This is a genomic window from Lactobacillus sp. ESL0785, from assembly GCF_029395455.1.
In the GTDB taxonomy this organism is placed as follows: Bacteria; Bacillota; Bacilli; order Lactobacillales; family Lactobacillaceae; genus Lactobacillus.
This window is the reverse complement of sequence record NZ_CP113916.1, coordinates 1,465,432-1,490,927: the sequence shown is the minus strand read 5'-3', so window position 1 is coordinate 1,490,927 and position 25,496 is coordinate 1,465,432. Positions and strand designations below refer to the sequence as shown.

Genomic DNA, 25,496 nt, shown 5'->3' with positions numbered 1-25,496 from the left:
TTTACTTTGAATTATAGGGGTAGAAAGCAATTAATTAAAGTGTTTTTGAAGAATAAGAAGGCAAGTCGTAATCTACTTGTTGGAACTGCAGCTCTTGGTGGTATCCTTGGCGGCTTGAATATGGCTAATAATCAGGTTCATGCGGCAACTCAAAAAACAACACAAATAAGTGTCCAAAGTGTTAAAGTTGTCGCAAAAGCAGCTAAATTAACAAAAAAATCTTACGTTTATAATGGTAAAGGTAAGAAAATCGGTAAAAAGGCTTTAAAAAAGAATAAGAATATCAAGGTTTACGGTACTAAAACTATCAAGGGTCAAGCTTACTATAATTTAGGTAATGGTAAGTATCTTCCCGCTAAAAAAGTTAAGTTAGCAACGATAGTTATGACGCTTGAGAAGACCAATATTTACAATAGTCAGGGTAAGCTAACTGGTAAAAAGACGTTTAAAAAGGGTAGTAAAATTAAAACTTATGGCATTAAGACAATTAAAGGGAGAACTTATTACAGTTTAGGTAATGGTAAGTATATTTTGGCTAAAAGCATTACACCTGCTGTTCAAAAACCAGCTGCCAATAAAACAAAGACACCTGCAGCTGGATCGGATACCAATAATGCAGGATCGGTAAGTTCTAGTGCGCCAAATAATTCTGCTTCAATGAGCAAGCCAGGTAAGCCAAATTCTGGTAGTCAGGCATCAGCAGGTAATAGTGGTACATCAGTACCAGGTCAAGTGCCGACAAATAACAATAACTCAGCGAATAATTCAAAGCCTAATAAGCCGCATAAACCAACTAATAGTGGTTCTTCAAATGCAGCAACTGGCAATGGAACAGGTTCATCTAATACTTCAAGTGGTTCTGGTTCAACTGCTGATAGTAATCCAGGTACTCCAGTAACGCCGCCGGCAGATAATAGCGGCTCCTCGAGCAGTACTGCGTCTAGTGTGCAAAAGGCAGCAATAAAAATGCCAGCAGGATATAAGCGTGCTGAATTATTAGATGCATATAAGGGACATCCAAGTGCTGACTTTATTGAAGCTTGTAAGCAAGGGATGAAAGATAACGCCTTTGATAAGTCAGATAACGTTGATAGTGCTGGTGATGATACAACAAAAGTCGACCCAACTAATTTAACGTCTGAGCAAGAAAAAGAAATTAGCAGTTTTACTTTGCGCTTAATTAATGAAGCGCGAACAGCCTTAGGTTTAAAACCATGGATTCAAAGTACAGGTACGCAAAAATTGGCTGATGATGTAGCTGCTGAATATACCGAAAACGATAAATCTGGTTTTGAAGGTCACTACGTTGATGGAATTGTTCGTGCGGCTAGAAAAAATGGTTTGAATATTGCTGGACAATATATTGAGGATATGTTTACCGTGTCCGGCTATGATAAACAGATGACGTTGTCTGACCTTAAAAAAGTTATCTATTGTGGTTTAACTGACATGCTTTTTGGTGGGGTTGATGATTCGACTTCTGTTGCTAATTTAGGTAATAGTGAATGGAAACATGCTGGTAATTTGTTAGGTACAGAAACGTATAGTGATGGTACTACTGTTAATGAGGATAATGATGAAGATTACTTTGGCATTAGTAGTACATATGTAAATGGTAAATTTTCAATCCATTATATTCACGTATCTTCTTACTATATCAATGGGGCTTATGGTCAACAACATAATTGTATGTTTGATCCGGGAAAAGATGCTACAGGAGCTGACATTGTTGTACCTAATGCTGGTGATAGTGTTGCAAAAGAATTCTCGCTTAAAGATTTTAAAACAGAAATTTTTAAGGATCTAAATAATGATCGTACAGATAAAGGCTTAGCAGTAATACCTAGGAGTAAAGCCTATAATCAGGCTGTACAACAGTTTGTTAAACAATATACTAATTCGACGGATCAACCTGAACATGATTTGTCATATTATTATGATCAAGCTGGTCTTAAATGGAATGGCTATGCAATGTATACAGGTACTATGGGGACTTCGACAATAGAATTTGCAGATAGAGTATTTGCCAATCTTAAAAATTATATTGCATCCAATGTCACACATGTTGGTATTGGTGCTCAAGTGCTATCTGATGGCGAAATTCTTGTTTATCTAGTCTATACTTGTTAATTACAAAAATTTAATGAATAAATGGCACTTTAAGCGATTATACTTGAAGTGTTTTTTAGAATAGCTTATTTGGTAGCTATTCTAATTCTGCTAATTAAATTAAATATAGCCTATATAGACATGATTTTACAGTTGGACTTGCTTAATTAAACAGCTGAGTTTTGTATTCCTTTAATTGTTCACAATATCCGGCTTAAAATATGTTGATAATTTAAAAGCTTATATTGCATTTTTTAATAAATATTTAAATTAATTATTATTTATGGCTAAAAACTTATATATAGTTAGCTGAAATAATTAAAATATGTCTTCCTGTTGTAAGCGCACTCTTGATTTGTACATAATTAGTATTATCATATAATACATAAGTTTGTATGGTATTTATTATTATTATGGAGGTTTGTAAAAGTGGATTTTAATAATAAACGTAAATTACAAAAAGATGTTGCCAAAGCATTAAAAAATGAGCAGTTTCATAAGACTACTCGTAACTTATTGGTAACAACAATTGCTGCTGGTAGTGTTCTAAGTGGACTAACATTGGTTTCTAAGGTTAATCCTAATCTAACTAGCTCAGTTGTTGAAGCAAGAGCAGTCAACAAAAAGATTGTTAAAGTGCATGCTGAGTCAGCTAGAGTTAAGAAGAATGCAGCTGTTTATAATAAGAATGGCAAGAAAATTGGTTCGTCTCTTAAAAAGGGTAAGGCAATTAAGGTCTATGGTACTAAGATTATTAAGGGTAAAAAGTACTATAATTTAAGTCGTGGCAGATATGTTCTAGTTGCAAACATAACTGTGGCTAAAATTATAACGCTCACGAATAAATCGTATATTTATAATAGTAAGTGTGAACTTGTAAGTAAGAAGCCACTTAATAAAGGTGAAAAAATTAAGGTCTATGGTATTAAAACCATTAAAGGTAAGAAATACTATAATTTAGGAAATGGCAAGTATGTTCCTGTCTTGAAGACAAAGGCACCTGAATCAACAACGCCAAGTAAGCCAAGTAATAGCAATTCAGGTAGTGCAAATAATAGTGGTGCAGCAACGCCAAGTAAGCCAAGTAACAGCAATTCAGGTAGTGCAAATAATAGTGGTGGTGCAACAGCGCCAAGTGCTCCAAGTACTGGTAATTCAGGAAGTACAGGCAATGGTGGTGCAGCAGCGCCAAGTAAGCCAAGTACTGGTAATTCTGACAATACCAACAATAGTGGTGCAACGCCAAGTAAGCCTAATAATGGTAACTCTGACAGTAGTACAACCCCAAGTGAACCGGGTAAAGTCTCTAGAGATATAGCTTCTGTTTTAAAAGCTGTTTATCCAGGAATAAAAAAAGTTAACGATGGTTTAAACAGCTTAGGCGGTAAAATTACTGATCCTAAATATGTACAATTGCAAGCTGATATTGAGCAAACTCTGAAGGATATCAAAGTTTTAGCATCTTATACTGATGTAATTGATTTTCAGAAAAAGCTTGTACCAGTTCATAACGATATGGCTAGGATTAACCAAGAATTAGCAGGAATAGATATTGATCCTGATTTAGTAACTGTTTGGGATGGTATCCGTTCAATAGGTGATAGTCTTAATGATGAGCAAGTTGCTAATTTAAAAGAAATTTATAATACTTTTAGCAATTATAGTGGTGACGATGTCACTTTGAATGAAATTAAAGATCTTATTACTTGTGTGCAGCCGGGAATGCAAAAAATTTGCCTTGCTTTAACTAGTTTAAGTGCTGACTTGAAGACAGGTGAATATGATGCAATTGAGAACGATATTAATACTTTTTTAAATAATCAAGATATAAATAAGCTGCCTGCTATCTATGAAAATTTTTATAAAGATATTCAAGACCTTGCTAACACTGAGAACGGCAAGCATGTTAGTGCGGATATATCAGATCTGTTAGCGGGTATTGCCCTTACTGGACAAAGCTTTGGTACTAATGGTTCTACACAAATTAGTGAGCTTCAAGATATTTATGGTAAATTAGCAGGTTTGAAGGGTAATTCAGATCCAAACTTAGCTGCAATTGGTGACCTTATTCAATTACTGCAACCAGACTTTTTAGCGATTAATCATAGCATTGAAACTATTAAAGCTGATGCAGGTAAGTTACAGATCCCTGAAGAAACAATTCAAGCCAAGATAGATGATATTTTACAAAAAATTAGAAATTTGCCAATTGATGATCCTCAAAATATTATCTCTCATAAAGGAGATTTAGAAGCTATTTATCAAGATCTAGTTGGTATTGTCGCTCCGTTTGAAGATTCAGATATTAAGAATCAACTTGCTAGTATCTTAGGTAGTATTCAAAGTATAAATAATAAACTAACGCCAGATGAGATTGCAAAATTTAAGACTATTTATCTAGCATTAGAGAATAATCAATATACTTGGTTAAATAACATAAAGTAAGGTCTGTGAACTATTAATAGTTGCTAATTTGGACTAAAAAATAGTGCTGGTATAAAAAGCTAGCACTATTTTTTATGCTTTTTTAAAAGCAAATTTGCAACTGCTTTAATCTAAATTAACTTGTCTTCAACTAAGCATTCAGCAATTTCAACCGTGTTCCAGGCTGCACCTTTAAGTAAGTTATCAGCCACAATCCACATATTAAAGGCACCTGGATTTTCCTCATCAGCGCGAATGCGACCAACGTAAGTTGCTCTCTTACCAGCAGCAGTTAATGGTTGTGGATAAAGCTGCTGTTTCGGATCATCTTGAACAATAATTCCAGGCATCTTACTTAATTTTTGGCGTAAGTCAACAGTTGTTGCTTGTTGGTCATTAACTGTAAAGTAGACGGACTCACCATGTCCTAATTCAACGGGAACACGAACGCAAGTTGCCGTTACTTTAATATCAGAACTGTCCATATCATTAAGTAAAATCTTTTTCGTTTCATGAATCATTTTCCATTCTTCATGAGTGTAGCCATTATCTTCAAAAACATCAATTTGTGGCAATAAATTAAAGGCTAATGGGTAGTGGTGGTCAGCGCCTTTAACAGGAGTAATTGCTGCGGTCATTGGTTCGTCATTTAGTCGTTGCTGTGCTTGCTCAAGCATTTCATTCCAAGCAGCTTGTCCAGCTCCAGAAACTGCTTGATAAGTTGAAACGATTACTTGCTTTAACCCAAAAGCATGATAAATTGGCGCTAATGCCATAACCATTTGGATGGTGGAGCAGTTAGGGTTAGCGATGATGCCATGGTGCTGCTTAAGTTGAGCGCGATTAACTTCAGGAATTACTAAGGGTACCTCGGGATCCATTCGAAAAGCGCTAGTATTATCAACACAAACTGCTCCCTCGTTTACAGCAATTGGTAAAAATTTTTGTGAAACACTGCCACCAGCTGAAGCTAAAACTAAGTCGATGTTTTTGAATGAAGCAGGTGTTGTTTCTTCAACTGTTAGTTGTTGGCCGTTAAACGATAAAGTCTTGCCAGCAGATCTTTTAGAAGCCAGCAGCTTTAAGTTCTTCACGGGAATATTTGCTTGTGCCAGCTCACTAATTAAGCGTCCGCCTACGGCACCAGTTGCACCTAAAATTGCGACATTATAACCATTCATTATTATTACTTCCTTTATTTATTTAAAAATTCGGCAATTCTTGAAAGTGCCTCTTGAATATTTGCTTGACTAGCTGCATAAGAAAAGCGAACATGTCCTTCACCGCCAGCACCGAAGGCACTGCCGGGAATACAACCGACACGGGCATCATGAGCTAACAATTGTGCAAATTTAACGTCATCATTACCATATTGACTAGGAATTTTAGCAAATAGATAAAATGCCCCTTCTGGAGGAATGACTTTAAATCCGAGTTTAGTTAGACCAGCACTAATGATTTTTTGCCGTTCAGCGTAAATCTTAACGGCTTCTTTAGGATCGTGATCACCGTGTACAGATAAGGCTTCGGCAGCAGCAGCTTGTGTCATATTAGGTACAGCAGTTACAAGCAATGCGTGAGTAGTCGTAATTGGCTTGATAACTGCTTGTGGTGCTGCAAGGTAGCCTACCCGATAACCAGTCATAGCGTGGGATTTGGATAGACCACTAATTAAAATTGTTCGCTCTGGTAAACACCGCGCAATCGAATAATGCGTTTGACCGTAAATTAATTCACTGTAAATTTCGTCGGATAAGACATAGAGTTGATATTCTTTGAGAATTGCTGCCAACTTCTTAATTAAAGGTTCAGAATATTCTCGTCCTGTTGGGTTGTTGGGATAGTTTAAAATAATGCCTTTTGCTTGTGGATGTTCAGCTAAGGTTTGCTTTAAGCTTTCAGGGGTTAACAAAAAGTTGGTTGCTGCTGTGTTAATCGTAATTGCTTTAATTCCGAAGAGATGCAAGAGTGAAAAGTAGAGTGCGAAAGTTGGGGTTGGAACGATAACTTCATCACCAGGATTAAATAAGGAAACAATTGTGGCTGCAATTGCTTCGGTTGCGCCAACAGTAACAATAATTTCTGTTTCAGGATTATAATCTAAATCTTGTTTCCGCTTTAAATACGTGCTAATTGCTTGGCACAAGCGAGGATCACCCATTTGGCGGCCGTAGTGAGATTCATTATTTGTAATACTTTCAACAGCTGCTTGTTTAACATGTTCGGGAGTATCTAAGTCAGGTTCACCTAAGGTTAACTTAATAATTCCGGGAACTCCGGAAATTTCTTGATCGAATTTTCGAATTGCTGATGGCGTAGTGGTTAATAAGCGTTCGTTTTCAATTTCTTTTAAAGCAGAAAATAATTTTGGCATAAGATGTTCTCCTTATTAAATAATATTTTCTAGGCCAACAACTAGATGGTCTAAGTGTTTAACTTTGGTTAAAGCTAATTTGACGCCGTGCATGAAGGAATCACGGTCAAAGGAATCTTGTCTGATAGTTAGTGCTTCACCAGGACTGCCGAATAAAACTTGTTCATGGGCAAGATAGCCGGGAAGGCGAACAGAATGGACAGGAATACCGTAGCAATCTGCGCCACGGGCAGGATTGTGATTGAAATTGGCATTGATTTTAGACTGACGATTTTGAGCGATTGTTTGTGCTGTTTTAATTGCGGTTCCTGACGGCGCATCTTTTTTATCGGCATGATGCATTTCAATGATTTCTGCATTAGGAAAATAAGCTGCAGCTATTTGCGCAAATTTCATTAGTAAAACCGCTGAAAGTCCGAAGTTAGGGGCGATGATTCCACCGACTTGCTCTTTTTGAGCTAATTTTTGTAATTCTTGGGTCTGCTCATCTGTTAATCCAGAAGTACCAATTACAGGTTGAATTTTGTGAGTGATAGCAAATTTGGTATTAGCGTAAACGGCACTTGGAATAGTAAAATCGAGCCAAATATCATAGTGACCATCAATTTCTTCTAGATTAGTAAAAAGCTTAACGGTTGCATCAAGGTGATAATCACTTGGCCTTAGACTAGATAGGTGGGGTGATAAAACTGCAGCGAGTTGGTAGTCTGGCATTTGGTTGACTAGCTTTACTGCTTTTTTGCCCATGGCGCCGTTAAAACCGGCAATTAATACTTTAAACATGATTTTCTCCTAACTGTAAACTGATGGGCTGACTTAAATCATCATTTGGTAGTGCTAATTGATGTGCCAGCTGCCTTTTTTCATCATCATTTAAGTTGACAATTGGCAGGCGACAATTGCCTGTGTGAAAGCCTTGGGCATTTAAAAGTGCCTTAACTCCAGATGGTGAAGGAAACATGAATAAGGCTGCCATTTTAGGTGTAAGTTTGCGTTGCCATGCGCCAGCTGTGGTGACTTGACCAGCATCTAGAGCAGCATACATTTGTTGCATCTGATCGCCATAAATATGTGAAGCAACCGAAATAATTCCTTGAGCGCCGACTGTCTTAGCTGCTAAACTTTGGGCATCTTCACCACTGAATACTAAGAAATCCTGTGGTGCGTGTTCAACTAAATATTCTAAGTCACTGACTGTTGTACATTGCTTAACGCCGATGATTTGCGGGTTTTTTGCTAGCTCTAAAATCGTTGCGTTGCTCATGGTGACACCTGTTCGTCCGGGGATGTTATAAATAATAATTGGCAAGTTAGTTTGCTGGGCAATTGCAGTAAAGTGGGCCAGCATCCCGCGTTGATTAGGTTTATTATAGTAGGGAACTACAACCAATTGGGCCGTAATTCCCTTAATTTGACCGACTTTTTGACTAAAATTAATTGTGGCCTGCGTATTATTAGAACCAGTGCCTACAATGATTGGCACTCGACCAGCAACAATTGCGACAAACTTACGGTACAATGCTAACTTTTCATTAGCTGTTAGCGTAGCAACTTCACCGGTTGTCCCACCGACGACGAAGCCTTGACTACCGTGTGCAAGTAAGTGATTAATGAGTTCTTCAAGTCCTGAGTAATTGATGGTGCCACCTTCATTAAAGGGAGTAACAATTGCTGTTAAAATTTCTGCATCTTTGAGTAACATATTTATCCTTTCTTAATTAATTTGTTTGCATTCTGGTTTTTAAAAAATCGCTGACAGTTTGGACACCGACCATAATTGCCTGTTCATCGGGGTTGAAAGTGGCTGAATGCAATGATCCATGATCTCCGACCCCCAGCCAAAACATCGCCCCCGGAATTTTGTTGACTAAATAGCCAAAGTCTTCACCGGTCATTGCTGGTGCGGTTTGGACGTAATTAATTTGTGGTGCTTGCTGGAGAAAAGTAATCAGGCTTGCAGTTAATTCTGGATTGTTTTCAACGGGAAAATAACCGCCCTGATTAAAATTTATTTTTACTTGTGCATGATAACTGGTAGCAATGCCAGAAGCAACTTCTTGTAGGCGCTGTTTAATTAACGTAATCATTGGTTGCGTTAAGCCGCGAATAGTTCCTTCAAGGTGAGCTTGCCCGGCAATAGCGTTGCGTACATTGCCAGCTGTCATTTTGCCTAAAGTAATTACGCCGGCCTGCAAAGGATCAATACTGCGTGAAATAATAGTTTGTACTTGTGTAATGAAAGCAGCAGCCGCAACGATCATATCATTGGCTTTTTGTGGGTAAGCTGCATGTCCATCTTGACCATAAAAGTCAACATTAATTTCGGTAGTACCAGCAAAAAGTGTGCCTTGTCTGGTACCAATTGTTCCAACTGGCAGTTCTGGAGTATCATGCAGAGCATAAATTTCAGTTAATGCAAATTGTCCTTGAAATAACTGGTGATCGTAGGCAATTTTAGCGCCACTTTGACTTTCTTCAGCTGGTTGAAAGAAAAAGACTAAATTATCTTGTGGTTGATGAGTTGCAAAGTAACTTAAAACACCAAGTGCCACTGTCATGTGCACGTCATGACCACAAGCATGCATGATACCGGGATGCTTTGATTTGTAAGGCAGATTATTCTTTTCTGCAACTGGTAAGCCGTCAATGTCGGCACGGTAGCCGATTGTTTTGTGTGGTTCGCTACCTTGGACGTGAACCATGATTGCTGTTGGCAGTTCGGAGAAAGTTTTAATTGTTAAGTATTGTGTCGGTAGGCTAGTAATCAACTTGAGCAGCAATTTTTGTGTTGCAAACTCTTGCAGTGCCAACTCAGGAATTTGATGTAATTGTCGCCTGATTGTAATCAGCTCTTGGTTAGTGAAATTCATTGGCTCACAACTTTCGCAAGCTGGCTTCTAGACCAGTTTTACTTTTGGTTTTTTCATCAACTTGCTTGATTACTTTGGCAGGCACACCAGCGACTACAGTATTGGACGCAACATCATTTGTCACAACTGCGCCCGCACCGATTACAGCGCCACTACCAATATGGACACCTTCTAAGACTGCGGCACCAGCACCAATTAGAACATGATCGTCGATTTGTACTGGCTTAGCAGATGCGGGTTCAATGACTCCAGCAATTACGGCATTGGCACCAACATGGACATTTTGACCAATAAGTGCCCGACCCCCGATAATTGTGCCCATGTCAATCATGGTATTAGCACCAATGACGGCCCCGATATTAATCACAGCCCCCATCATAATGACGGCATGCGGACCAATTTTTACTTGATCACGAATAATGGCACCGGGTTCGATCCGAGCATCAATTTGCGTGTAATCAAGCAAAGGTACGGCAGAGTTGCGGGCATTGTTTTCAAGGTGATAGCTGGTAATTTGCGCTTGCTGGGCCTGTAAAAATGGTTGGATATCTGCTAGGTCACCGAACAAAATACCGATTTTGTCATCTAAAAAAGCTTGGATATTTTGTGGTACCTCTAAGTTAGTTAAAGTCCCCTGAAGGTAAACCTTAACGGGGGTCTTTTTTTCTGCATTGCTAATAAAATCAATAATTTCTTGTGCGTTTTGCTTCATTGGTTTTCTCCTTGCTACTTAAGATAATTGAGGTCGAGTCTGGTTAAATCGGCGGTGGTTTCGCGTTTGACAACCAGCTTGGCTTTGCCGTTTTCAGCAAAAACCACAGCAGGTCGGGGTACGCGATTGTAGTTAGACGCCATTGAATACCCATAAGCGCCAGTTGCTAAAACTGCCAAGACATCGCCGGGATTACTGCTTGGTAATGGTTGGTCTTTGACCAGCACATCACCAGATTCGCAATAGCGTCCAGCAATGGTGACTGTTTCTTGTGGTGCAGCTAACGGGTTTTGGGCAAGTACTGCTTGATAATCTGCTTGATAGAGTGCGGGGCGAATGTTGTCGCCCATGCCGCCATCAACGCTAATGTAGGTGCGAACATGAGGGATTTCTTTGCGGGCACCAATTGTGTATAAGCTGTAGCCGCCTTGACCGACGATTGACCGCCCCGGTTCAAGCCAAATTTCAGGCACGGATAATTTAGTTGCTGCAATTTCTTTTTTCAGAGTTGCAACCATGTCTTGTACAAAGACTTGGGGGTCAAGTGGGTGATCAGCATCCGTATATTTAATTCCAAAACCACCGCCGAAATTTAAAACTTGTGGTTCGTAATGATATTTATTTTGCCAAGTTGCTGCTAACTGCACCATTTTTTTAACGAGGGCAGTAAACCCTGCTACTGCCATGATTTGTGAACCAATGTGGGCATGATAGCCTAAAAGATTTAGCTGCGGATTTTTGCGGACTAATTGTAATGCTCTTTCAGCTTGCCCAGATTGGACATCAAAGCCAAATTTACTATCGACTTGACCAGTTTGAATGTAGCGGTGGGTATGAGCAGAAATGCCGGGAGCAATTCGTAACATGACGTTCACTTGGCCTGCTTGCTTAGCCAGTAGCTGATTAAGCAAGTCTAATTCGTAAAAATTGTCGATGATGATGGTGCCAACATGATTATCAAGGGCTAATTTTAATTCTGCCAGTGACTTGTTATTGCCGTGAAAACTAACATCAGCCATAGGAAAGCCCGCTTGTAAGGCGGTTAATAATTCACCTGCAGACACAACATCAAGGTGACCGTGCTCTTGAGCGATAACTTGGTCAATAGCTCTGATAGCAAAAGCTTTGCTAGCATAACTAATCGCATATTTAATTCCAGTATTTTTAAAAGCGTGGTGAAATTGCCGCATTTGCTGTCTAATCTGTCCAACATCGTAGACATACAGCGGTGTTCCAAAGTCGGCTGCGAGTGTAAGTGCGTCACAATCACCAATTGTTAAATGTCCTTGCGAATTTACGTTAACCAAGTCGATCCCTCCAAAAATTAGCTAACAAAAAAGGTTCTTTTGTTTGCGCTGAAACAAAAGAACCTGAATTAATATCTGGTATCAAATTGTCGGAAGCGCTCCGTAGAATTTCTACGACAGTCCATAACTTATTTAGTTATGTCCCAGCTATTAATCCGTACTTACGAATTAATGCTTCGGCAATTTCTCCTTTCAATTAGCTTCATAGTTCAAGTAAAACTCAACTAATTTACTGATAGCAATTGCAACCTCTTCGATTGCATAAATATTATATTATTTTTAGAATTATGTCAATGATTTTAATATAAAAAATAATTTAGATGCCAATATAAAAAATATTTTTCTTGCAGATTACGAAATAAATGCTAGAATTGCAAATAATCTTTCTAAAATTTAAGTTGTATTTTTATTAAAAAAGGATTAACAAAAATGAAAGTAGTGAAGTTTGGCGGCAGCTCATTAGCAGATGGTCCGCATTTTGAGAAGATTATTAAGATTATTATGGCAGACTCAGAGCGTCAGGTAGTAGTCACATCAGCTCCGGGGAAAAGATTTGCAAATGACGATAAAGTCACAGATTTATTGATTGAATACGCAAATAGAGTATTACAACAGCAAGATGTTCAGTCAATTCAGCAGCAAATTTGGACACGGTACCAACAAATTGGTACTTATTTTGAAGTCACAAATACTAAATTAAACCAGCTAAAACAAATTTTAATAGAATTACCAACAAAAACATATAAAAATAATAGTTATTTATTAGCAGCATTTAAAGCACATGGTGAAATATTAAATGCCATGTTATTGACTATGGTTTTACAAAAACTAAACATAAATGCTCACTTTGCTAGCAGTGGTGAACTCGGATTAGTGGTATCTGCTGCACCTCAAGATGCGCAGATTTTGCCGGTCAGTTATCAAAATTTAACTAATTACCAATTACCAAAAGGCCGGTTGATTGTGCCGGGCTTTTATGGCTTAACTAAACAGGGTCAGATTGCTACTTTTTCTCGTGGTGGTTCTGATATTACTGGTGCCGTATTAGCAAATGGTTTTCATGCGCGAGTATATGAAAACTTTACTGATGTTGATGCAATTTATGCTGCTAATCCGGCAATTGTGTCTAATCCCAGACCGATTGCTAAAATGACATATCGGGAGTTGCGGGAATTATCTTATGCTGGCTTTTCGGTCTTTCATGACGAAGCAATTTTACCAGCAATTGCTGGTCAGATTCCGATTAATGTGAGGAACACTAATAAGCCAGAATTAGCGGGTACGATGATTGTCCCCGCTAAAAACTTTCATGCAGATAATGTGATTACTGGTGTCGCAACGTCTGATCATTTTGCGGCACTTTACTTGCATCGTTATTTGTTAAACCGCGAAGTTGGTTTTACTTTGAAATTATTGCATATTTTTTATAAATATCATATTTCTTATGAACATATGCCTTCCGGAATTGATGACTTAACTGTGATTTTTGATAAGCGACAATTTACTAAGGGCGTCAGAGAAAAAATGTGCCAAGACATTCGCTTGCAGCTGCATCCAGATAGTCTAGAGTGGATTGATGATTATGCCATTATCATGGTTGTTGGTGAAGGAATGCGTAACAAAATTGGCGTGATGGAGAAGATTATTGCTCCGTTAGCAGCCCAAAATATTGGGGTGCATATGATTAATCAAGGGGCATCACGAATTTCGATTATGTTGGGGACCAAGAAGAAGGATGCGCCAGCAGCTGTTCGACAAATCTATCATAATTTTTTCATAGCGGGAGATTAAAAATAATGGTGAATATAGAAAAAGTTCATGGCTCACAAAACAGCTTCTTTTTACTTGATCAAACAGAACTAGCAAGACCACTTACAATTAGTGAATTACAACGTTTAGCAGTTGAAATTGCGGATCCGCAAACAGGCTTGCTAGGAGGCAGTGATGGCTTGCTGGTTGTGCAGCCAGCAGACAATACACAAGCATTAGCACAGATGCGTATTTTTAACAAAGATGGTTCGCAAGCATTAATGTGTGGTAACGGGTTACGTACAGTTGCACGTTATCTAGCAGAAAAATATCACCAGCATGAATTCTGGGTACAAACAGCTGCTGCTAACTTGCGCGTTAAGCAATATCCTGCTCTAGGTGCTGGTGTTCCTGCCTTTAGTGTCGAGATTGCGCCAGTGTCGTTTACGCAAGCTTCTGTTGGTTGGCAGCATTTACAGACAAGCAAAATTATTAACCAAAAATTACCACAGTTAAGTGCTGACTTAAAGTTCACTGCCGTTGCTGTACCTAATCCGCATTTGATTAGCTTTGTTACTAATATTCACGCTGCGCATCCAAGTTTGGCATATTTGGGGCGTAAGTTAAATGAGGTTAATCCTTATTTTCCTAATGGAGTGAATGTTAGTTTTGCTCAAATTTTGGGGCCGAATAAATTGTTTGTTGAAACTTATGAACGCGGTGTTGGCTTCACTAATGCTTGTGGAACAGGTATGTCGGCTGCTAGTCTTGCAGGATATCTGGCAGCTCCTGAACAAGTAACTGTGGATAAGTTGTTAACAATTTATAATCCGGGGGGCTTTGTTAAAACTAAAATTCACCATACTAAGACAGATTATTGGTTGGAATTGATTGGCAATGCAACAGTAATAGCAAAGCTGCAAGTACCGGAAGAACTTTTGCACCAAGCACGGTTTAAACAGGAACAGATTAAAGTTATGCCGACAGATGAGCAGGAAGCGTATTTAAAGTTGATTGCCGCTAAGTAATAGTAAATTGCGGTATATTTGCATATAAAAAGTAGCAGCTTAATATTCACTAGAATATTAGGCTGCTACTAAGATAGCTTTAAATTTCGTCGTTAAATTTTGCAGGATTATTGTTATAACCAGCTGCTTGTTCAACGGTAACCGCACTGTCTTCTAGTAGACGAGGATCAGCTGCGCCAGGAAGATGAAAGTCAGCATTATCTGGTGGTATGACTGCTTTAGGTACTTCTTTGGTTACTTGCGGTACCCATTCGTAAGGAATGCGGTAAGCACGGAAGATTAATCCATCACCAAGATTGGGATAGACGTATTCCCAAACGATTTCTTTAGTTGGTGTTACTTCTAAGAAGCGTCCTTCAGTCCCTTCATCAATTAGCGTGTTACCGTTAGGTAATCGTTGGGCGCTGCTAACAAGCGGTGAGTAGAAGTGGTGACGGTGAAAGGGTGTATGACTGTTTGCAATATCAGTTGCGCCAAATGACCAGACAACTTCTAGGGTCACAGGATTAAATTCAATTACACGTGAAGTATCAATCCGACTTGTTTTCATACCAGTTGGTGAAGTTTGATCTGGGGCACCGTAACCTGCCCAGCCGCCGTTATTAAAGACTAAAATATTGCCAGCTCCAGGTAATCCTTGGGGAATCATGTGGGTATGATGCATGCCAATTAGTGGTCCTAACTTTTGTAAAGCAGTACTTGTGGTATAATCTGGGCCAATTTGCCAAACAATTTTGCCAGTTTGATGATCAATAATCCACATGATGTTAGCTTCGCGGGAATCCATGATAATGTTGTCAGGTTTGAAACGCTCATCACCTTCATCGTACCAATGATTTTGTCCTAAGTAACTGGCACAATTAACGTGGAATAGGTCACCTTCACCAGCACCATTGAAGCTGTCTTCATGGGTGTTAGGATCACGAAAAATAGCATTTTTTTGCAGATTAGACAGATTAAATTCGTTAAAATGATCTGTAATATGCCATGACCAGAGTTTTTTTCCGCTACGGTCAACTTCAAGCAAGACTTCTTCAAGTAAAGGCTGTGGTGAAATTCGCGGTTTTTTAAGATTATTATGGGTTAGTAGCAGCACTTTGTTAAAATCGTCTTTGGTAGTTTGTCCGGGTGCAAAATAGCCAACAGGATTACCTGCGATTTGGTAATCATGGTGTTGGCGGGCAACCCAAGTTTTGCCATAATCGCGATCAATTACTTCTTGATTGTGGTTAAAACTCCAGACAATCTGACCATCCCAGTCAACTTCAGTAATGTCAGCGTAATCTTGGTAAGCATCTAGGCGTTTGCGGCATCTAAGTGAACCAAAAATTTTACCGCCGGGAATCATTTTATTAGGAAAGCCTTGCAGTCCACGCCATTGGTGGACGACTTTTCCTGACATATCAATTAAAATCGCACCAACGCCACCAGCATTAAACATGGTGTAGCCACTCCATGTTTTAGCAGGATTATAGGTCACTGTTCCTGTTGGAAAAATATTTCTACCCATTTAAAAATTCTCCTTAAAATTATTATTGTTTATTTATTTTCAAATTTGTTTAGTAATGCCATTGATAGTGGTAAAACAATAAAGCCAACTATCATCATCGCAATTGCGTACCAGTTAATGCCGACAACTTTACCATTAATAATCACGCCAAATTGCACTTTCCAGTTGTATTCGATTAGTAAAAAGCCAACAAGAATAATTGAAATTATCGGAATAACAACATCAGTCCAAACATTCTTAGGAGCGTTTAGGACTTTTTCTTTGTTAGTACCCCGGTAAAACCGGATTACGGCAAGGGGGACAACAACAAATTCAACGAAACTGACCATTGCAGTTAACGTAATTAGGTTGGTCATGTTAAATTGAAAAGCCATCGGAATTAAAATTACCAAAATAATTGAAATAAAAAAACTTCTAATTGGAAAGTTTCGAGCTGTTCTTTTAGTCAGCTTCTTAGATAATTGGCCTTCTTTGGCCATCGCCTCTAAAACCCGCGGAATACTAAAACTTTCAGCGATGTTAACCCCAAGCATTGAAATGAGAGCACCAACAAGAATAAGGTCACGGAGGATATCATTTTTAAAAATTGCACTGATTGCAACAACTTGCTTAGTAGTCATTAAGGCCTTCGGATCAAGCTTTAATGCAACTGCAATAATGCCCATATAGATAAAAGCAATGATAAAAATTGATAGCGGGATTGCCCGCGGTAAATTCTTTTCTGGTTGCTCCATGTCTTCAGCTCCTGAAGCAACTGATTCAAAGCCCATAAAAGAGTAAAAGGCAGAAACAACTGCCATTGCTAAACCGCTAGTAGTTAATGCTGGCACGATTTTATGACCGTTTTGGCGAATTTGGTCAACCTCTGCTAGATGATGAGTTGCTCCCGTGGTAATCATGAGGATAATTGCAGCTACAATAATTAAAATAAGAGCTGCAAGTTTGCCAATGGTGGCCAAGTTCATAACGTATTTGACGACTTTTTGACCAAAAAGGTTGATGATGGTGATGAGGACAACCAGCAGTAAAAGGCCAATTGTTAAGGAAGTGGTGTTATTGGGATTGCCACCGAAAATAGAAATCGTGGATTTGACAACTCCTGTAGCCATAACCGACCAAGTAACGCTAGCCGCAAAGTACCGTAAAATCCCCATGTAAAAGCCTAACTTGTCACCAAAGGCAGCTTTAGAGTAAGCATAAGAAGCCCCAGATTTAACGACATACTTGGCCGCTGATGCTGATGAAATGCCAAAAGCTGCTGCACAAATAGCTGCAATTAGATAAACCCATAATGACATACTGCCGGCTTGATTGACAACACTAGCAGGGGTTAAAAAGATACCCGAGCCAATCGTTGTGTTGATTGCTAAAAAGACAATAGACCAAAAGTCCAATTTATCTCCTAAATTTTTATTTTTCATTTTTCTTCCTCTCAATTTAATTATTAAAAAATGGGCATGCTAGATTAAAAACCTAACATGTCCATTTTGGAACTTGTTATATAGAACATCACAATGTTAATGCACACTTGCTAGGTATTAATCTAGCAGGTTGCAATTAGGCGAGCTAGATACGGTTCATCTTGGTCCGTATCTATGATTAACGGACGTTATTTACCATAATAGGTATAAAAAACGCCTGCATAATATCGCTTAATTGTTGGTAGTAAGTGTTGCATAGTGATTAGTCCTTTCTCTTAATGATATATCAATTAAAGCACAATTTATTTAGCTGTTCAATGTAAAATTGCAAAATCATTAAATTAAAATGAACAATAACTACAATTTAACTTATTACTGGTGCATTATTTTAAAAAGAAGCCTATCTTTTTATCAAGGTCAATGATGCAATCAAAACTAAATAATAGCGAATTTTTAAAACTTTTTTTCAAAAGTTAACTGATATTGATAAAATTATTTACACATTAAACTATGCAATATAAAATTTGAATATAATAAAAATAGATCGATGAATATTCGTGATGATGCATTCTATATTTCGAAGTAGTAATCGTTGTTATCGCTTTCTATAATGTGTAAAATAATGGCGATAAATGAAAATATATTTATAGTTGGAGGTAGCGAAAATGACCCAAGATGTTATTCTTCCTGAATTAATAAGTCTAATTTATTTAATTGAACAGGATGATATTCAAATTAACTTGTGCGATAATCAGGGACCGATTAAGAGATTGGATCAAGATCAGATGGCAGCTTTTCGTGATTATGAAAAACAGGAACGGGAAAATCTGTAATAAAACTAAAATTATTTTTTGATCTATTTATTGTTTTCACGAGTAGCAACTGTTTTTAATTCATAACCACAGACAAAATAAATTAAGCACTAGTCATTAAAATTCTAATTGTTTTTACAAGAAGGGACTCATTTTGAGTTCTTTTTGCTTTGCTGACAATTTTTTACTTGAGCTAAAAAATAAACTTTATTATATACTAGAACAAGTTGTTTTGCGTGAAAGGGATGGACAATGAGTTTATTAACGGTTAAAAATCTGGGACAGAGTTTTGTTGATAAGACTTTATATGAAGATGCAAATTTTGTCCTTAATAAAGAAGATCATATGGGAGTCACGGGACAAAATGGGGTTGGTAAGTCAACGCTGATTAAAATCTTAACGGGAGAAATGCTGCCGGATGAAGGTCAAGTTAAGTGGCAGAATAAAGTTGATGTTGGTTATCTTGATCAGTATGCCAAATTGACGCCTGGTGAAACGATTCGTGGCTTTTTGCGGACAGCATTTGCATCGCTCTATCAAAAAGAGCAAGAATTAAATAAGCTTTACGCCCAATATGCTGAAAGTGGAGCTGATGAGCTATTAGAAAAGGCTGGTAAAGTTCAAACTTACTTAGAAGAGAATAATTTTTATGGTATTGATACTGAAATTGAACGGGTTGCGTCTGGTTTGGGTTTAGCAGAATTAGGTTATGATCATGATGTTGCCCAGCTTTCAGGTGGTCAGCGGTCAAAAATTATTTTAGCTAAATTGTTGCTGCAAAATCCAGATGTTTTGCTGCTTGATGAGCCTACTAATTATCTTGATGTATCTCACATTGATTGGCTAGTTGATTACTTAAATGCATTTACAGGAGCATTTATTGTTGTCAGTCACGATTATGATTTTTTAGGTCGGATTACCAATTGTATTATTGATGTTGATGTCGGTACAATCACGCGCTATACAGGAACGTTAAAGCAGGCAATGCGGCAAAAGGCAGCTAATCGTGAAACCTACCTTAAGGCTTATGCTAATCAACAGCGTAAAATTGCCAAAACTGAAGCATATATTCGTAAAAATAAGGCAGGAACACGGTCTAAGAGTGCTAAATCACGGGAAAAGCAGTTGGCACACATGGAGGTACTTAATCCACCTAAAGCTAATCGACGGGCGCGGTTTGAATTTCCGTATGTTGCGACGGCTTCTAACTTACTGTTGCAGACCCAAGATTTGGTAATTGGGTATGACCATGCCTTAGTCAAGGAAGCCTTTAATTTCTCGGTTGGTGGCAATGAAAAAGTAGCGATTACTGGTTTTAATGGTATTGGTAAGTCGACTTTACTTAAAACTTTACTAAGTCAGCTCAAGCCGATTTTTGGTAATTTTGAGTTATCGACAACGGCTAAGCTTGCTTATTTTAAGCAGGATTTAACTTGGCCCAATAACAATATGACACCACTACAATTTTTGCAGGAAGAATTTGAGCGCCAGAAGCCAAAAGAATTACGTGGTGCGTTAGCCCGATTAGGTGTCACGGCGCAGCAGGCGATGAGTCCGCTGAAGAAACTATCTGGTGGCGAGCAAGAAAAAGTTAAGCTGGCGAAGATGCAGTTTGAGCCAGCCAATTTATTATTTTTGGATGAACCGACTAACCACTTAGATCGTGATACTAAGGATGCTTTGCGGAAGGCAATTATTAACTTTCCCGGTGGCGTGATTATTGTTAGTCATGAGCGAGATTTCTTTCAAGGTGATTGGGTTGATAAGACAATCGATATTGAAACAATGAATCAATAAAAGTTAGATCAGGAAGACTGATCTTTTTTATTAGTTTAAAATTGACCTATGGTCATTTTTGAGTAATAATATTATCTATTAGAGGTAATTATGACAAATATTCACACAACACAACAAAAACAAGAAAAGCGGCAGTTAATTATGCAAGTTGCAATGCAGCTGTTTGCTAAACAAAGCTATATGCAAATTACGATGAAGCAAATTGCTGCTGCTGCTGGAGTCGCTAAAGGAACGATTTTTAATTATTTTACGTCCAAAGAAGACTTATTTATGAGTATTTTGCTTGAAAAATATTGTTCTTTTTTTAATAAGATCATGACAAATATTAACCAAGAGCCAATTATTACGCGACAAGATTTTACTAATTTAATGATTGGGTGGACGCATGAACTAATTACTGATCATGCTGAATTAGTTCGGCTAAATGCTATTCGCGGCCCAATTCTAGAGGGCAAAGCTAATATGGTTGAAACAATTAAGTGGCGTGATCAATTGTATGTAATTAGTTCTGAATTAGGAAAGTTACTAGAAGAAAAAAGCCAGCATTTGTTGACTCAGGGGCAGTTTAGTCACTTATTTATTATTCAAAGCGGGATAATCAGTGGTTTGATGAATATGTCTGCACTTACAAGTTTTAACCACCAGCAAGTAGCCTTAACTTATCCCGATTTTACGATTGATTTGACAAGAGAGGCTGAACAGCAAATCCGTTATTACTTAAACGGTTTTTTTGAGGAGAAGGAGCATCATGAAGCAAGCACAAATTCGTAATTTTGCAATTATTGCCCATATTGATCATGGTAAGTCAACGTTAGCGGATCAGATTATGGCATTAACGCAGACAGTCAGTAAGCGTCAGCAAAGTGCGCAAATGTTGGATGATATGGCAGTGGAGCAGGAACATGGAGTTACGGTTAAAGCGCGGACAGTCCGTAACTTTTATCAAGCTCAAGATGGCAGTGAGTACGAATATAATTTAATTGATACTCCCGGACACGTTGATTTTAATTATGAGGTTGCTAAAAGTCTAGCCGCTGCTGAAGGTGCGCTGCTTTTAGTTGATGCCACACAAGGCGTTCAAGCACAAACGATTGCTAATTATCGTATTGCCAAGAAAAATAATTTAGCATTAATTCCAGTAATTAATAAAGTAGATATTGCTTCAGCTGATGTTGAACGTACTCAGCAGCAGTTGCTAGAACTTGATCAGTCTTTTAAGCCGGAGCAAACGTTATTGATTTCCGCTAAAAGTGGGCAGGGTGTCCCTGAATTACTTGAAGCAATTAAAACTAGGATTCCAGCTCCTACTGGTAATAATGCACAGCCGCTCAAAGCACTGGTCTTTGATTCGGTTTATGATCCTTATCAAGGTGTAATTGTTGCGGTGCGCTTATTTGCAGGCAAGTTAACGGCGACTACTACCTTGCAATTTATGCAAGCTAATTTAACGGTTCGTCCCAAAGAAATTGGTGTATTAACACCTAAGATGCATAGCCAAAAGGAACTACAAGCAGGTGAGGTTGGCTATCTAGTGACGGGTATCAAGGATCCTAAGGAAATTCGGGTTGGTGATACGGTTACAACTAAAGATGCGCCAACTAAAGAGCCATTATCAGGTTATCAACCGGCCAAACAAATGGTGTTTGCGGGAATTTATCCTAAGAATAATGATTTTCTTACGTTAAAGCGGGCAATTAATAAGTTAAGTTTAAATGATACTTCGTTTTCGTTTGCAGAAGAGAAGTCAGAAGCTTTGGGACAAGGTTTTCGTTGTGGCTTTTTAGGCACTTTTCATTTAGAAATTATTCGCGAGCGGCTGCAGGATGAATACGGTATTGCGGTATTGACAACCGCGCCGAATGTGACGTATTTTGTTTACCTTAAAAATGGTCAAAAAATGAAGATTAATAATCCTGCACAATATCCTGCTTTTGGGCTGATTGACCATGTAGTAGAACCGTTTATTAAAGCCGAAATTATGACACCCAATGATACTTTAAACGCTGTTTTAAAATTAATTGAGCAACATAAGGGTACTTTATTAGATTTGGATAATAATGATGCTCAGCTTGTGGTAACTGCAAAAATGCCGTTATCAGAAGTGGCATATCATTTCTTTTCTGAATTAAAATCGGTTTCCCATGGTTATGCGACATTGAATACAGAGTTTTTGGATTATGAAGACGCTGATTTGGTTAAAATTGAAGTAGACATTAATTATGCGTCGGTTGATTCGTTGTCATTTGTAGTTCATCGAGTTGACGCCCCGCAAATGACACAAAAATTGGTAAAAAAACTTAAATATACAGTGCCGCGGCATTTATATCCTACTCCTGTGCAGGCAGTGGTTGAGGGGAAAGCCATTGCTCGAGTTGACGTACCACCATTACGAAAGAATGCAGCTGTTGACGGCAAACAGCATAGTGTTTCTAAAAAAGCTGCTTTGCTAAGGCGGCAAAGTTTGAATAAAAGACGTGCGGCACAAGGAGAAATCAAGTTGCCGCAAGAGGTATTCAATGTCATTTTAGAATTGTAATTAATGATTAAGGGCTGCTTGTTGAAGTTTAACTAGATATTTCTAAGTTGTACTTAATTTTCTAAACCTGTATAATGAAAATTACGAGCCGACAAAAAACGCGAGATGCGTAATTTTGTTATGAGGACACCCGCCTTAACTAGCAGACACGGGAAGTGTTGGCGTTTAGTCTACCTGATGTGAACAGAAGTAACTAACTGTTTTTATGAAAAGCAGCCTCGACTTAAAAGAGCAAGTTCTTAAATGAACTTGCTCTTTTTTTGTTATTTTAGGTATAATGCCTGTTTACCTTGTTGATTATAACTACGTTCCAGATGCCGCCAAGGAATTTTTTCATTTTTGTAACCGAAGGGATCATTAACATATATAATCCGCTCTTTTTTGTTAAAGCCAGTGATAACGCAGGCATGGGATGAAGGGGTCACGTGAACTTTGCCTTGCGCTGTTTGCCAAGTTTGCATGTCATGTACCCGGTTAAAAGTGGTTGTGGTAATAATCATAACCGGATGACCGGTTGAAACTAGCTTCATAACTTGGATAAAATCGTGTCCGGTAAAATTTTGAATTCGATTAGTATACTTTTTAGCCACTCGTTCGAGGGGCTCATTATAAACGCACCAGCCAGCATTGGCTAAACTCATGTAGCCGACAAAGCCAACGTGTGGATTACCACGATCTTGACCATTGTCAGTAAAAGAAGCAACATGGTCAATTTTTTGTGATAAATCAAGTTTGGTTACTTTAATACCAGAATATCGCAGAAGCATACTTAATGAGGTTACTTCACAACCATTAGGCAATTCAGGGTATTGGTTTTCTAAAGGAACATTTAATTTTTGCTCAGATTTTAGGGTAAGCCAATCAAATTGGTCAATTATTTTTTGAGAATTACAGCTGTAAGTTAAGATTCCGATTGCTAGAACGCCAATTAAGAGATATAGCCAAGGATTGCTAAATATTTTTTTCTTATTCATAAGGGTTATTTAATCACAAAAAAACTTTTATAACTAAAAAAGCGCTCATTACGAGCGCTTTTAAAGCAAATTAATTATCAATAATGAGGATTAGTGACGACTTGCACCAGAGAAGACGTCCATCGTGTGATCTTCGCCCTTAACAGCCATACCTTCAACGTCCATACCTGGGCAATAAACTTCGTCCATTGGAACACCTTTTTCTTCAGCAAATGCTTTAGTTAAAGTTTCCATGTCCATCAAATGATATTTCTTGTCTGGATCCTTAGGATCAACAATTTGAATTTGTGCCATCATACCAGCATCTTCGTGTTCAATGATGTGGCAGTGGTACATGAAGACACCAGTGTTTTGGAAGTAAACCTTAATCCGTACAGTTTCCTGAGGAGCAACTTCAACAGTATCCTTGTAAACGCCACGTTCGTTTGGATATGGATCATGACCGTCACGTGATACAACTAAGAAGTGAGCACCGTGAACGTGGAATGGGTGAAGCATACCATTGGTCTTATCATTGGTATTGGTTACATCCCAGTATTCTGCGCTCATCAAAGGTTGCTTCATGTCAATTCTTTGCATTTCGAATTGCTTACCATTGATCTCGTTATGGTTATCCATCGTAACCTTAGGAATTGGTGCATTTGGATTAACAACTGGATCATATGGCTTGAATAAAGTATCAGGGATGACACTGTCATCTTTTTCATACTTATGAATTCTAAATTCAACCAACTTAAAGTCATCAGTGTAAAGGTTAACAACGTCACCTTCCTTGTAGTCGCCGAAGTCAACAACTACTTGTTGCCGTTCACCAGGCCCGATTAAGACTTTAGTTAACTTAACTGGATGTTCCAAGAATGAATCATCACCAGCGATTTGAGTCATTACCAAATCATTTTCAAAGTGTAATCTCCATTCACGACGGTTAGAACCACCTAAGAAGATCAAACGTACTTTTTGGGTAGTAACATCAACGTAAGGTTTGATGACACCATTGATTACAGGGTTATCGCCGTAAACACCCATTGCGTTGTAGTCAGCCTTGTAATCGAATTGGTTATCTTCATGGAATGTCCGGTCTTGCAAGATAAGTGGAAATTCATCTTTACCATAAGTCTTAGGAATTGGTAACTTAGCTTCATTAGCATCAGTAACTACAACACCCATGGCAAGTCCCATCCAAACTTGAGCAGCAGTTGATGGACATGGGTGAGCATGAAGCCAAGTAAGAGCTGCTGGTTGGTTAACGATGAAGTCAATGTGCTTTTCTTCGCCTGGGTAAACTGGTGAGTGACATGCACCATCGTTACCAGGTCCTGAAACTTCCAAACCATGCCAGTGATAAGTAGTCAATTCTGGCAGGCTGTTCTTCAAAGTAACGTGAACGTGTTGACCCTTGGTAAAGACTATGGTCTTACCAAGTACTGGGAAGTTGTAGCCCCAGGTATGAGTCTTCTTGCCTGGTAAATATTGGAATTCACCTTCCTGTGATTCAATTGTGTACCAAACATCGTTGTTTTCGACCTTATCTGGTTCCAAAACTGGTGGAACAATTAATGGTTGGGCTTCAACATTATCAGGGATTGTGAGTTTCTTGTAACCCATACCATGATTCTTGTCAAAGTCATCTGAATTATAGAAATAATCTGTGTAAACTTTATCTGACATATTCGTCTACCTTTCAGTTTAAAATTTTTAATAAAAAATTTGTTACTACTTAAATTTATACTTGTTGAAAACGCTTGTAAAGTGGGTAAACTCATAATTTTGACCCGGGATTATAAAACTTGCCGTTTTTATTTAAATACAGGAATAAATGTTATTTAATTCGAATTTTAAATCGACCTAATGATGCGTGATTAAGCAAAAATGA

At 38.2% G+C, this 25,496-nt stretch carries 19 protein-coding genes and 1 riboswitch; of the genes, 8 read left to right on the top strand and 11 right to left on the bottom strand.

Annotated elements, in window-relative coordinates; all coding sequences use genetic code 11:
- Positions 1-6 precede the first annotated feature (6 nt).
- Positions 7-2,130 carry an SEC10/PgrA surface exclusion domain-containing protein gene (locus OZY43_RS07120; protein WP_277164446.1) on the top strand — a complete coding sequence of 708 codons (2,124 nt, stop codon included), beginning with the start codon at positions 7-9 and terminating at the stop codon, positions 2,128-2,130.
- A gap of 408 nt (positions 2,131-2,538) precedes the next feature.
- Positions 2,539-4,554, top strand: a complete 2,016-nt coding sequence (locus OZY43_RS07115) for an SLAP domain-containing protein (protein WP_277164444.1) — start codon at positions 2,539-2,541, stop codon at positions 4,552-4,554.
- Between the two features lie 110 nt (positions 4,555-4,664).
- Here the strand turns inward: OZY43_RS07115 and OZY43_RS07110 are convergent, their stop codons facing one another.
- The 7 genes from OZY43_RS07110 to lysA are packed head-to-tail and all read right to left on the bottom strand — an operon-like array spanning position 4,665 to position 11,796.
- Positions 4,665-5,717: an aspartate-semialdehyde dehydrogenase gene (locus tag OZY43_RS07110; protein ID WP_277166387.1), complete on the bottom strand. Its 1,053-nt coding sequence runs from the start codon at positions 5,715-5,717 to the stop codon at positions 4,665-4,667.
- A gap of 11 nt (positions 5,718-5,728) precedes the next feature.
- On the bottom strand, positions 5,729-6,907 hold the full coding sequence (locus OZY43_RS07105) for an aminotransferase class I/II-fold pyridoxal phosphate-dependent enzyme (RefSeq protein WP_277164442.1): 1,179 nt from the start codon (positions 6,905-6,907) through the stop codon (positions 5,729-5,731).
- Positions 6,908-6,922: 15 nt separating this feature from the next.
- On the bottom strand, positions 6,923-7,693 hold the full coding sequence (gene dapB, locus OZY43_RS07100) for a 4-hydroxy-tetrahydrodipicolinate reductase (protein ID WP_277166385.1): 771 nt from the start codon (positions 7,691-7,693) through the stop codon (positions 6,923-6,925).
- A complete protein-coding gene (gene dapA / locus OZY43_RS07095; protein WP_277164440.1) occupies positions 7,683-8,609 on the bottom strand; it encodes a 4-hydroxy-tetrahydrodipicolinate synthase in 927 nt (308 codons plus the stop codon). Before dapA ends, dapB begins: the two co-directional genes overlap by 11 nt.
- Before the next feature lie 16 nt (positions 8,610-8,625).
- Positions 8,626-9,777, bottom strand: a complete 1,152-nt coding sequence (locus OZY43_RS07090; protein WP_277164438.1) for an N-acetyldiaminopimelate deacetylase — start codon at positions 9,775-9,777, stop codon at positions 8,626-8,628.
- Between the two features lie 4 nt (positions 9,778-9,781).
- Positions 9,782-10,489, bottom strand: coding sequence for a 2,3,4,5-tetrahydropyridine-2,6-dicarboxylate N-acetyltransferase (gene dapD, locus OZY43_RS07085; protein ID WP_277164436.1), 708 nt, complete (start codon positions 10,487-10,489; stop codon positions 9,782-9,784).
- Between the two features lie 14 nt (positions 10,490-10,503).
- Positions 10,504-11,796: a diaminopimelate decarboxylase gene (lysA, locus tag OZY43_RS07080; protein ID WP_277164434.1), complete on the bottom strand. Its 1,293-nt coding sequence runs from the start codon at positions 11,794-11,796 to the stop codon at positions 10,504-10,506.
- A gap of 85 nt (positions 11,797-11,881) precedes the next feature.
- Positions 11,882-12,058, bottom strand: a riboswitch (Lysine riboswitch).
- A 167-nt stretch (positions 12,059-12,225) separates the two neighbouring features.
- On the opposite strand from lysA, the gene OZY43_RS07075 reads away from it, so the two are divergent.
- Both OZY43_RS07075 and dapF read left to right on the top strand, forming a co-directional pair.
- Positions 12,226-13,587 (top strand): aspartate kinase, encoded by a 1,362-nt coding sequence (locus OZY43_RS07075; RefSeq protein ID WP_277164432.1) that lies wholly within the window; start codon positions 12,226-12,228, stop codon positions 13,585-13,587.
- Between the two features lie 5 nt (positions 13,588-13,592).
- Positions 13,593-14,573 (top strand): diaminopimelate epimerase, encoded by a 981-nt coding sequence (gene dapF / locus OZY43_RS07070; RefSeq protein WP_277164430.1) that lies wholly within the window; start codon positions 13,593-13,595, stop codon positions 14,571-14,573.
- A 79-nt stretch (positions 14,574-14,652) separates the two neighbouring features.
- Here the strand turns inward: dapF and OZY43_RS07065 are convergent, their stop codons facing one another.
- The gene (locus OZY43_RS07065) at positions 14,653-16,083 is read right to left on the bottom strand and encodes an aryl-sulfate sulfotransferase (protein WP_277164428.1); all 1,431 of its coding nucleotides are present in this window, start codon (positions 16,081-16,083) and stop codon (positions 14,653-14,655) included.
- Between the two features lie 29 nt (positions 16,084-16,112).
- Positions 16,113-17,504: an APC family permease gene (locus OZY43_RS07060; protein ID WP_277164426.1), complete on the bottom strand. Its 1,392-nt coding sequence runs from the start codon at positions 17,502-17,504 to the stop codon at positions 16,113-16,115.
- A 665-nt stretch (positions 17,505-18,169) separates the two neighbouring features.
- On the opposite strand from OZY43_RS07060, the gene OZY43_RS07055 reads away from it, so the two are divergent.
- The 4 genes from OZY43_RS07055 to lepA all read left to right on the top strand — a co-directional run bounded on the left by OZY43_RS07055 (position 18,170) and on the right by lepA (position 22,649).
- A complete protein-coding gene (locus tag OZY43_RS07055) occupies positions 18,170-18,337 on the top strand; it encodes a hypothetical protein (protein WP_277164424.1) in 168 nt (55 codons plus the stop codon).
- A 231-nt stretch (positions 18,338-18,568) separates the two neighbouring features.
- Entirely contained in the window at positions 18,569-20,113 is a 1,545-nt protein-coding gene (abc-f, locus tag OZY43_RS07050) for a ribosomal protection-like ABC-F family protein (protein ID WP_277164422.1), read from the top strand.
- A 90-nt stretch (positions 20,114-20,203) separates the two neighbouring features.
- Positions 20,204-20,884: a TetR/AcrR family transcriptional regulator gene (locus tag OZY43_RS07045; RefSeq protein WP_277164419.1), complete on the top strand. Its 681-nt coding sequence runs from the start codon at positions 20,204-20,206 to the stop codon at positions 20,882-20,884.
- On the top strand, positions 20,862-22,649 hold the full coding sequence (gene lepA, locus OZY43_RS07040) for a translation elongation factor 4 (RefSeq protein ID WP_277164417.1): 1,788 nt from the start codon (positions 20,862-20,864) through the stop codon (positions 22,647-22,649). Before OZY43_RS07045 ends, lepA begins: the two co-directional genes overlap by 23 nt.
- Before the next feature lie 263 nt (positions 22,650-22,912).
- Here lepA and OZY43_RS07035 read toward each other — a convergent pair whose 3' ends face one another.
- Positions 22,913-23,623, bottom strand: coding sequence for a C39 family peptidase (locus OZY43_RS07035; RefSeq protein WP_277164415.1), 711 nt, complete (start codon positions 23,621-23,623; stop codon positions 22,913-22,915).
- Positions 23,624-23,713: 90 nt separating this feature from the next.
- Positions 23,714-25,291, bottom strand: a complete 1,578-nt coding sequence (locus tag OZY43_RS07030; protein ID WP_277164413.1) for a multicopper oxidase domain-containing protein — start codon at positions 25,289-25,291, stop codon at positions 23,714-23,716.
- Positions 25,292-25,496 lie beyond the last annotated feature (205 nt).